8 protein-coding genes and 1 pseudogene are annotated in these 7862 nt (G+C 73.7%); 6 read left to right on the forward strand and 3 right to left on the reverse strand.

Features of this window, described 5'->3' with window-relative positions; translation table 11 throughout:
• The 3 genes and pseudogenes from ABZW03_RS32875 to eccE form a co-directional block, all read right to left on the reverse strand.
• Positions 1–450: pseudogene (locus ABZW03_RS32875) on the reverse strand (hypothetical protein); the annotation flags it as partial.
• Positions 451–581: 131 nt separating this feature from the next.
• On the reverse strand, positions 582–1349 hold the full coding sequence (locus tag ABZW03_RS32880) for a hypothetical protein (protein ID WP_355266535.1): 768 nt from the start codon (positions 1347–1349) through the stop codon (positions 582–584).
• Complete coding sequence (gene eccE / locus ABZW03_RS32885; protein WP_355266537.1) at positions 1349–2770, reverse strand: type VII secretion protein EccE; 1422 nt, start codon at positions 2768–2770, stop codon at positions 1349–1351. The genes ABZW03_RS32880 and eccE overlap by 1 nt, the downstream gene beginning before the upstream one ends.
• A gap of 186 nt (positions 2771–2956) precedes the next feature.
• On the opposite strand from eccE, the gene ABZW03_RS32890 reads away from it, so the two are divergent.
• From ABZW03_RS32890 to ABZW03_RS32915, 6 genes are all read left to right on the forward strand, one after another.
• Positions 2957–4642 (forward strand): type VII secretion protein EccB, encoded by a 1686-nt coding sequence (locus ABZW03_RS32890; protein WP_355266540.1) that lies wholly within the window; start codon positions 2957–2959, stop codon positions 4640–4642.
• A 181-nt stretch (positions 4643–4823) separates the two neighbouring features.
• Positions 4824–5129, forward strand: a complete 306-nt coding sequence (locus ABZW03_RS32895) for a WXG100 family type VII secretion target (RefSeq protein ID WP_355266543.1) — start codon at positions 4824–4826, stop codon at positions 5127–5129.
• Positions 5130–5231: 102 nt separating this feature from the next.
• Positions 5232–5522 (forward strand): WXG100 family type VII secretion target, encoded by a 291-nt coding sequence (locus ABZW03_RS32900; protein ID WP_355266546.1) that lies wholly within the window; start codon positions 5232–5234, stop codon positions 5520–5522.
• A 98-nt stretch (positions 5523–5620) separates the two neighbouring features.
• Positions 5621–6892 (forward strand): type VII secretion-associated serine protease mycosin, encoded by a 1272-nt coding sequence (gene mycP / locus ABZW03_RS32905; protein WP_355266549.1) that lies wholly within the window; start codon positions 5621–5623, stop codon positions 6890–6892.
• A 168-nt stretch (positions 6893–7060) separates the two neighbouring features.
• Positions 7061–7600: a SigE family RNA polymerase sigma factor gene (locus ABZW03_RS32910; protein ID WP_355266552.1), complete on the forward strand. Its 540-nt coding sequence runs from the start codon at positions 7061–7063 to the stop codon at positions 7598–7600.
• 62 nt (positions 7601–7662) lie between these two features.
• The coding region (locus ABZW03_RS32915) for a hypothetical protein (protein ID WP_355266555.1) at positions 7663–7862 on the forward strand (200 nt) is incomplete at its 3' end.

Here is a 7862-nt window from a genome sequence, read left to right on the forward strand (position 1 = left end):
GTCGATGACCGCGACGGTCACGCCCACGCCGGTGGTCTTCCCGTCCTGCCACAGCTCGTTCAGCAGCAGGCGCTGCAGCGCCTCGGCCTGCACCGGCGGGGCCGGCGCCGCGGACGCGGGAGCGGGGGCGGGCGCAGGAGCAGCGGCCTCCGCCGCCGGGGCCGCGGTCTGGCCGGGCACCGCGGCCGAAGCCGGGGCCTGGACCTGGGCCGGGGCCTGCTGCTGCGCCGGAACGGCCTGCGCGGCCGGAGCCGGCTGGGCCTGCCCCGGAGCGGCGGCGGGCACCGGCGCACCGGCCGCCCCCGCAGCCGGAGCCGCCGCAGCCGGAGCCGCCGCCGGCTCGGTCTGCACGTACCAGGACGGGGGAGTGTAGTCAGGCGCGTCCGACCAGTCGTCGTCGTCCTCCGCCGCGTTGTCGCCGACGTAGACGCCGTCCCGATCGCTGCTCACTCTGGCTCCCTCGTGTTCGCCGCCGCTTGTTCAGCGGTGCCGTTGCCGCATCAAAGACTAGGCCGTACGGCAGTCCCTGTTGAAGGCGGCTTCGGTTCCCCGTCGGCCCGCCGGGTGCGGCGAGCCGGCGCTCAGTCCATCCGGCGCGGCCCGCCGAGCACCTGCTGTTCGGCCTGTCCCGCCACGGCCCGGACGTACTGGCGCCGCATCCGGGTCGCCCACAGGGTGAGGTCGTCGCCGAGGGTGGGCAGCGCGGCCACGTCCTCCGGCGGCAGCGACAGCACCCGGCCGGTCAGCTCCGCCTCCTGGGGCGAGATCCGCTGCACGCCGACCAGGTCGGCCGCGTTCAGCACCCGGGCGGCGTTCGGGCCCAGGTAGGGCAGCAGCGTCAGGGTGGTCTGCCAGGGCGCGGCGGAGAGCCGGCTGCGCGGCGGGCGGGCGCCGAGGTCGCGCACCACCAGCACCGGCGAGGCCACCGAGGCGCCCTGCGGGCCGAGCCGGCCGACCTGGTGGACCGTCACGCACGGCTGGCCGCCGCCGGCCGCCTGGGCCATCGGGCCCCAGAGCTGTCCGCGCGCGGTCTCCACCGCGACCCGGGCGCCGATCGCGGCCGCGCGCAGCGCGATGACCTGCGCCGTCCACATGCCGCCGACCAGCACCAGGTCGTACGAGGTGGGGCGGAACAGGCCGAGCACGGCGGGCAGCCCCTGCGGGTCGACGCCGATCACCACGCCGTCGTCGCCGACCGGGAAGGCCAGCGCCTCGAGGTCGGCGGGCTCCAGCACGTGCTTCTCCCGGCGCGGGCCGCGCAGGCCGAAGCCGGGCAGGATCCGCGGCCGGGCCCGGCGCTGCTCGGCGCCGGGCTGCGGACCGGCGGTGGGGTAGGTCTGGTACGCCATCAGGAAGCCCCTCCGAGCGGCAGGGTGGCGAGCATGCCGGGGGCCTGCTCCAGGTCGAGCCGGACGAGGCCGAGCCCGGTGCTCTGGGCCCGGGTCTCCACCTGGCGGCCGATCTGGCCGACCTCGCTCTCGTTGCGGCCGGTCACCCGCAGGTGCCCGCTGACCGTCACCGAGCCGCCGGTGCCGTGCCCGGCGGTCAGGCTGAAGGTGCTGGCGAGCGCCGGGGAGCCGGTGATCAGGTTGACCAGGTCCGGTGCGGCGATCCGGCCGGGGGCGCCGCCGGGGCGGCTCAGCTGCGGCCAGCGGGAGACCCAGTACGTGGTGTGCCAGCGGTCGTCGATCCGCCAGAACCGGTTCCCCTCCTGGGTGCGGCGGGTGGTGCCGCCGCCGCTGCCGGTGCCCTGCCGGCCGGCCACCGCGATCGGGTTGGCGCAGGTGGAGATGGCCAGCGCGGCGATCAGCTCGCGCTCGTCCAGCACGGTCGCGTTGAACCCGGCGCTGTTGAGCCGCCCGGCCAGCTGGTCGGTGACCCGCTGCAGCGCCTTGCGGGCGCCCTCCTCGCCGCCGCCGCGGGCCCGGACGGCGGTCGCCGCGCGCTCCGGGTCGAGCTTGAGCGCGATCCAGGTCAGCCGCAGCCCCGGGGTGGCGGTGCCGTCCGGCAGTTCGCGGTAGGCGCGGGCGGCCAGCGACTGCTCGGGCAGGTGCGGAGCCGGGGCCGGCTGGGTGTGCTGGACCAGCTGCACCGACTCCAGGGTGATGTCGTCCACCGTGAGCGCCGAGCAGATCACGTCCAGCGGCAGCGGCAGCGCGGTGCGCACCGGGCGCAGCGGCTGGTCCTTGGCCTGGACGAGCAGCACCGAGGTGAGGAAGGTGCCGTCGCCGACCATGCCGGTCTCCCGGCGGACCGGGCGGCCGCCGAACTCGGCCTCGGTGGCGTGGGTGCAGGTGCGCAGCCCCGGTTCGAGCTCCAGCGCCGGCGCCAGCGCCGGGTCGGTGCCGGCCGGCGGCAGCAGCGTCCTGGCCTGCTTGCGGCGGGACTTGAGGGCGGCGCGGACCCGCAGCAGCTCGGGGACGGTGCGGCCGCGCACCGGGACGAGCGCGAGCACGACCAGCACCAGCGCGACCGCGCCGAAGCCGGCCGCGACCGGGCGGCTGATCGTCCAGCCGACCGCGACCAGGGCCGCGGCGACCTCGACCAGGACGAGCTGCTGGAGCTTCAACCGCCCGCCGAGCAGCCCCGGTCGGGGGTTGACCCGGACCTGGACGGCGCCGCCGCCCCCGGTGCCGGTCGGCTGCGGCCGGGCGGTCCCGGCGCTGGTCCCGGTCTCGGGCGTCGGTGCGCCGCGCTGCGCCCGCCCGGCCCGTCGCGACCTCCCGCCGCCCGTACTGCGGCGGCGTCCTGGAGCGGTCTGGCTTGGCATCCCCCGGTGGCCCTCTCTGATCCGTTGTCGCGGCCCGGCTGGCTGTGTCGCGGACCGTACCCGTACCGTACTCACCGTCTGCTGCCGCATCGTAGAGGGTTCGCGCCGGTTCGTGCCCAGCGGGTGACCACGGGGCAGGTCGGTCTGACAACGCCCGACGACGTCTGACAAGGGGGACGACGAGGTATGGCATCGCGCCGGGACGAGCTGAACGCGTACACCTTCGCCCGCAAGCGCACGGTGGGGGCCTTCCTGCTGCCCGCCGGCGGCGGCAGTGACGAGGACGCGCCGCGTCCGGTGAAGGCGGTGCTGCCGAGTGTGCTGGCCGGGGCCGTGGTGGTGGCCGGGTTCGGGCTCTGGGGGGTCTTCAAGCCGAGCGCGCCGGTGAAGTGGGACGACGGCAAGAACATCATCCAGGGCAAGCAGTCGACCACCCGCTACGTGGTGCTCCTGGACCAGGACAACAAGACCAAGCGGCTGCACCAGGTGCTCAACATGTCCTCGGCGCGGCTGGTGCTGCCCGCGGGCGCCAAGGTCGTGGTGGTGGACGACGGGGTGCTCGACCGGTACCCCAACCACGGCCCGACGATCGGCATCCCGTACGCGCCGGACAAGCTGCCGACCACGGACAACGCGAGCAAGCCGATGAAGTGGGCGGTGTGCGACCGCCCGGGCTCGGACGACAAGCAGGAGACCGTCAACCAGGCGGTGTTCGTGGCGGCCGGCGCGGACGCGGCGGCGCTGGCGGCCAAGGACCGGATGCTCGGCCCGGACCAGCTGATGCTGGTGCGGCAGGCCGACGAGCAGCAGGTCTCGGCCGCGCCGGCGCCGGGTCAGCCGGCCACCCCGGGCGCGGCGGTGTACCTGGTCGACGCGCAGGGCCGCAAGCACCTGATCGGCACCCCGCAGTCGGACGAGCGGGAGCGCAAGGCGCTGATCACCGCGGTGTTCGGGCCGAACGCGGAGCCGCAGCGGGTCAAGCGGGACTGGCTGGAGACCTTGGTGACCGCCACCCCGATCACCTTCCCGCAGGTCGACGGGGTGGCCGACAGCCAGGGCGCCAACTCCAAGGTGGAGCTGAGCAACCCGGCCGACCGCCGGGTCGGCCGCCTGGTGCACTACCAGGACCGCCACTACGTGGTCGGCAAGGAGCAGCTCTTCCTGGTCACCGCGTTCCAGGCGGAGCTGATCCGGCAGAACCCGGCGTACCAGATGCTCTACAAGTACGACCAGGACAAGAAGCCGCGCAGCGACGAGATGACCCCGGCCGACAACGCCCAGTGGGGCGGCGACGTCCGGCTGAAGGACACCGCGCCGGACTGGCCGCTGAGGACCGGGGCGCCGGTGAACAACTGGCAGGACCGCCAGGACGCCCGGATGGTCGTGTGCAGCACCTACGACGGGGTCGCCCAGGACGGCGCCACGGCCAAGCGCAGTGTCTGGGCGTGGACTTCGTACCCCGCGCCGTACAACAACGGCGCCGGCGCCGCGTACGTGACCCCCGGTCACGGGCTGTTCTACCGCTCGCTGGACGCCTCGGCCGCCGGCTCCGGGACCGACTTCCTGATCACCGAGACCGGGCTGCGCTACTCCGTCCCGTCCAACGGTGACGGCGGCCGGCTGCCCACCGCCTCGCCGCAGCCCGGCCAGAGCGGTTCCGCGAAGCCGTCGGCGCCGCAGCCCGGTGCGACGCCGACGCCCGGGGCGCCCGGCCAGGAGCCCGGTCAGCAGCCGGAGGAACCCGGCGCCAACCAGGCCCGGTTGGGCTACCAGGGCGTCCAGCCGCTGCCCGTCCCGAAGGAGTGGTCCAACCTGGTTCCGGCCGGACCGCCGTTGACGGCGAAGAGCGCCGTGCAGCCGCAGAACGCCTGACGGGCCAAGCGCGGTAACCGAATTGGCCCCAGTGTCATGGTCTGGTAACTACTCGGTGATCGGTGTTGGGTGAGCTGCGTGTGCCGACTACAGTGCTGCTGGACATCACACCGGTGATGTGACAGGCGGTCCGCAGGGCCGTCCGTACACGCAAATGTTGTCTCATGGGGGACGGTGGAGCATGGCTCAGGGTCAGTTCACGATGACCGCGCAGGAGATGCTGGCTTTCGCCAAGCAGATCGAAGAGGCCATCGGCAAGATCGAGGCCGAGCGGACCAAGCTGATCAGCACGGTCTCCGGCATCACCAGCGGTTGGCAGGGCCAGGCCGCCACCGCCTACACGAACCTGCAGAACAGGGTCAACGAGGACATCGCGAAGCTCAAGGAGTCGCTCAACGCGATCAAGCACGCGATCGAGCTGACCACCAAGCACTACGCGAGCACCGAAGAGGAGCAGAAGGCGATGTTCTCCTCCGCCCAGGGCTGATTTCCCGCTCTGCGCTGACCGTCGTCCTGTTCCGATCCACCGCTCTGCGGGGCGCCCGCCGCTGACCGTGCGGCGCCCCGCACCCTCGTCAAGGGAGACAACGTGTCCGACCACATCCTCGTCAATTTCCAGACCGTCCACCACGCGGCCGAAGAGGTCAAGGCCTCGGCCAGCCGGATCGACCACCTGCTGAACGACCTCAAGGGCAACGTCACCCGCATCGCCTCCAGCTGGCAGGGTGCCGCCCAGCAGGGCTACCAGGCCCACCAGGCGCAGTGGGACGCCAAGGCCGCCGACCTGCAGCAGGTCTGCACGCAGATCGCGTCCTCGCTGGAGAACGCCGCGCAGAGCTACAAGACGACCGAGGACGCCAACGCCAAGCTCTGGGGCTGACGTTCGGGTTCCCTAGGGAACGGCAGGGGGCGGGTACCCGGATTCCGGGCACCCGCCCCCGACGCGCGGCACGGGTGGACGACATGAGGGGTGGCAGGGTGTCCCGACACGGGTACCGGAAGGCGGCCGCGGCGCTCGCCGCGCTCGCGGTGCTGGGCGGCCCGCTCGCCGTCCCGGCGTACGCCGACAGTGGCACCGGACTGGCCGCGGCCGGCGACTGCCCCAAGAACGCGCCCGACGTGAAGACCGTGCCGTGGTCGCTGCAGCGCCTGCTGCTGAACGAGCTGTGGCAGGACGGGAAGACCACCGGCGTGGGCGTGACCGTCGCGGTCATCGACACCGGGGTGGACCGCACCAACCCGCAGTTGGCGGGCAAGGTCCCGGAGGACGCCAAACGCGAGAAGATGGTCGACAAGGTCGAGGCGGGCTCCAACCTGCTGGTCGACCGGGAGACCAAGAAGGCGATCGACGGTCCCTCCGTGGTCGACCCGGTGGGCCACGGCACCAAGGTGGCCGGCATCATCGCCGCCGCCGTCAGCAAGCAGACCGGCTTCGTCGGACTCGCCCCCGAGGCCAGGATCCTCTCGATCCGGCAGAACGACAGCGACGGCAACGGCGACGTCTCCACGCTGGTCCAGGCGATCAGGGAAGCGGTCGACAAGGGCGCCCGGGTCATCAACATCTCCCAGGACGTGCGCGGCGCCGGCGACGCCCGCTTCGGCGGCTACGCGGACCTGAAGGCCATCGTCGAGTACGCCGAGTCGAAGAAGGTCGTGGTGGTCGCCTCCACCGGGAACGACGGCAAGGAGGGCGACACCTACCCCGGCGCCTTCCCGACCGTGCTGGCCGTCGGTGCCTCCGACCGCAACAACGAGCGCGCGCCGTTCTCCCAGTACGGCAGCTTCGTGAAGGTCGCCGCCCCGGGCGTCGACATGCTGTCCACCGTGCCCGGGGGCGGCCAGTGCGTGGACAACGGCACCAGCTTCGCCGCCCCCTATGTCTCCGGGCTCGCCGCGCTGCTGATCGGCGCCCACCCGGACTGGAAGGCGGCCCAGGTGCGGGCCTGGATCGAGCAGACCGCGCAGCGCACCCAGCGCGACCCGGACACCTTCATCGGCTGGGGCGTGGTGGACCCGGTCAAGGCCGTCACCAAGGCCCCCGCCGACCCGCCCCTCGCCCCCGTCCCGGACGCCCCGGTGCAGCTCGCCGCCGCGCCGATCGTGCCGCGCCCGGTGGGCCTCGGCGAGACCCAGGCCGACCGCGACGGCCGCACCGCGACGTACGTCCTCGGGATCGGCGCGCTGCTGGTCGCCCTGCTGATCGGCGGCGGCGTGGTGCTGCGCGACCAGCGGCGCAAGTCCGCCGGCTGATCCCCGGCCGACGCTCCCTCGACGCCCGACGTACGGCCGACTTCGGGCCCGACCCGCGCCCCGCGGAAGCCGGCCCGCCGACAATCCGCCGGAAAACCTGTAACACCGCCGCCCGCCCGCCGCATCGATGGAGTGTCAGGGAGGGCGGACCGCGGGGGAGCAGGGCGCATGAGGTGGACCGGGACGGGCCGGGAGGCCAAGGACGCGGAGTTCCTGGAACTCGTCTCCGGCCGGGCGGGCCACCTGTACCGCTCGGCCTGCCTGCTCACCAGCGGCGACACCCACTACGCCGAGGACCTCGTCCAGGAGGCCCTCAGCCGGATGTACGTGCTGTGGCGGCGCAGCGCCTTCACCGGCCGCGGCCGGATCGACAACCCGGCGGCCTACACCCACACCGTCATGGTGCGCACCTTCCTGGCCCAGCAGCGCCGCCGCTCCAGCGGCGAGCGCCCCAGCGACGCCCTGCCGGAGCCGGAGGGGCAGGACCCCGACAGCACCCTGCGGCTGACCCTCCTCGACGCGCTCGGTCGGATGCCGCCCAAGGACCGCGCGGTCCTGGTGCTGCGCTACTGGGAGGACCGCAGCGTCGAGGAGACCGCCGAGGCCATGCGGGTCTCCTCCGGCGCCGTCCGCACCCGCAGCACCCGGGCGCTGGCCCGGCTGCGCGTCCTGCTCGGGGACTCGCTGACCGAGCTGGCCATCCGCTGAGGCGCCCCCCTGGCCGTACGGCACTTCTCGCACCCCGTGACGCAAGGAGACGGAGAACACCCATGTCCGAACCGGATTCGTTCGAGGACGATCTGCTCTGCGCCCTCACCCGTACGGGCGAAGGCTTCCGCACCGAACAGACCGACCGGGCGGCCCTGGTCGCCGGCGGCTACCGGCGCGGCCAGTTCGGCGCTGGAGAGCAGGGTGTGGACGGCGTACCCGGCGCAGACCCCGCCGACCGCGGTCAGCGCGGCACGGCGGC

Origin of the sequence: Kitasatospora sp. NPDC004799 (genome assembly GCF_040609095.1) — a bacterium.
Classification (GTDB): Bacteria; Actinomycetota; Actinomycetes; order Streptomycetales; family Streptomycetaceae; genus Kitasatospora.